This window comes from Stenotrophomonas sp. (assembly GCF_032103445.1).
Taxonomy (GTDB): Bacteria; Pseudomonadota; Gammaproteobacteria; order Xanthomonadales; family Xanthomonadaceae; genus Stenotrophomonas.
In genome coordinates this window covers 1-2,255 of the sequence record NZ_DAMDFR010000144.1, presented here as the reverse complement: position 1 = coordinate 2,255, position 2,255 = coordinate 1, and the positions used below count along the sequence as shown (strand labels likewise).

General features: G+C 70.1%; 1 protein-coding gene. It reads left to right on the top strand.

The window, feature by feature from the left end; genetic code table 11:
• The coding region (locus RT551_RS21520) for an OmpA family protein (RefSeq protein ID WP_313462245.1) at positions 1-2,179 on the top strand (2,179 nt) is incomplete at its 5' end.
• Between the last annotated feature and the right edge of the window lie 76 nt (positions 2,180-2,255).

Below are 2,255 nucleotides of genomic sequence, written 5' to 3'. Positions count from 1 at the left end.
GCCGGCGGTCTGCCCGGCGGGCTCGGCCGATGCGCGCTGCCACCCGGTGCTGAACCTGCCGATTGCGCGGCGGCCGACCCTGGCCACCACCAAGACCGCCACGTTGAGCGTGGACCGCGGCACGCCGGGCAAGGGCAACATCGACGATGTGATCACCTACGCGGTCGGCGTGACGAACACTGGCAACGTGACCCTCGACCAGCTGGTGGTGCAGGACACCTTCCAGGGCGGCGCGACCACCACGCTGGACTGCGCCCCGACCCTGCTGGCCCCGGCGCAGAGCGCCACCTGCGCGCCGTATGACCACACCATCACCGAGGCCGAAGCCGGGGTCGACGGCGGCACCCTGACCAACAGCGTGCTGGCCACGGCGCAGCCCACCGGTGCCGGGCTGGCCAGCGCCACCGCCACCGCCGCAGCCGTGGTCGAAGTGGAGAACGAACCCGCCAGCATCCGCCTGACCAAGGTGGCCGGCAGCCGCGAGGTGAAGGTGGGCGATCTGGTGCGCTACACGCTCACCGCTGAAAACGTGGGCGACATCGACCTGGTGGATGGCTATCTGATCGATACGCCGCCGGCCGGTTTCACCTACGTGGAGGGATCGCTGCAGGGCGATGACGACGACCACCATGTCACCGCCAGCGGGGTGTCGCCGCTGCGCATCAACGACCTGGACATCGCCGCCGGCAACACCGCGCGTATCTCCTACCTGATGCGGGTGGGCGCAGGCGTGCGCCCGGGTACCCAGATCAACCGTGCGCAGACCTTCGCCCCCACCGACCTGCCGGCCTCGAATGTCGCCACCGCCGAAGTGGTGCTGGGCAACGATCCGCTGCTGGACGACAGCCTGATTGCCGGCACCGTGTTCGATGACCGCGACGGTGACAGCTGGCAGGATCCTGCAGAGCTGACCGCCCTGCGCGTGCAGGGCGGATTCGCCGCCGATGCCTATGTGCCCGGCAGCACCCAGGTTGACCGTGGTAACGGCCCGCAACCGGTCGCCGACGCCAGTGCGCCGCTGCTGCACGGTATGGCCCTCGGCACGTTGTCCGGACGGCGCAGTGAAGCGGATCCGCCGCCGCAGATCGTGATCCGCCAGCGCCTGCGCGAGCCGCGATTCACTGACGACTTCGTGCTCGACAACCGCCAGGGCGTGCGCGTGCATCTGGATGCGCAGGGCGCTACCCGCATCGAACGCAGCGGCGATGCCGCCAAGGGCCTCACCGCCGCAGCACCGCGCGTGCAGCGCACGGTCAGCCCGGGCGAGGGCGGTTACGTGGTGGATTACGTGATCGCCAATGACGGCATCGACGAAGCCGGCATCCCCGGCGTGCGCATCGGCTCGGTGGAAGGCCTCCTGATGGAGACCGACCAGTTCGGCCGCTACCACGTAGTCGGCGTGAGTGGTGGCGGGCAGGCGCGTGGACGCAACTACGTGCTGAAGGTGGACGCGGCCACGCTGCCGGAAGGCAGCACCTTCATCACCCGCAACCCGCAGCTGCGCAGGGTGACCCCAGGCGTGCCGACGCGGTTTGATTTCGCCGTGCAGCTGCCAGCGACGGTGCTCGAGGAGAAGCGCGAAGTCGAGATGGTGCTGGGCGAGGTGTTCTTCGCCCCGGACAGCGCGCAGATTACCGAGCGCTACCATCCGGTGATCGAGCAGATCGCCGCACAGGTACGTCAGCACGGTGAGGGCGAAGTGATTGTTTCGGCCAACGGCGGCAGCGAGGTCATCGCCTTCGAACGCGCCAACGCGGTGCGCGCAGCGCTGCTGAAGACCCTCGACGGCAACGCACCCCAGGTCACCGTGCTGGCCCGCGCCGACGTGGACGACCCGGCCTCGCTGCTGGTCGGCGTGAACCAGGGCGGGGCGCTGGTCGGCACGGTGCTGTTCGACACCGACAGCGCGGTGATCCGCCCGGCCATGAAGCCGCTGCTGGCGCGCATCGCGCAGGACCTGGAACAGCGTGGCGGTGGCCGGCTGGTCATCATCGGCCATGCCGATGTGCGTGGCGCGGTGCCCTACAACCAGGCGCTGGGCATGCGCCGTGCCGAAGCGGTATACGCCGCACTGCGCGAACAGCTCAGCCCGGCGGTGCGCGAGAAGGTGCAGGTGGATGCCAGCGCCGCCCCCGCCGCACCTTTGGATGCGCGCCCGACGCGCGGGGAGGGGCGATGAAACCGTCGCTGCTGCATGCCGCACTTGCCGCCCTGCTGGCCGGAGCCAGCCCGCCCCTGCGCGCGCAGCAGGCCGA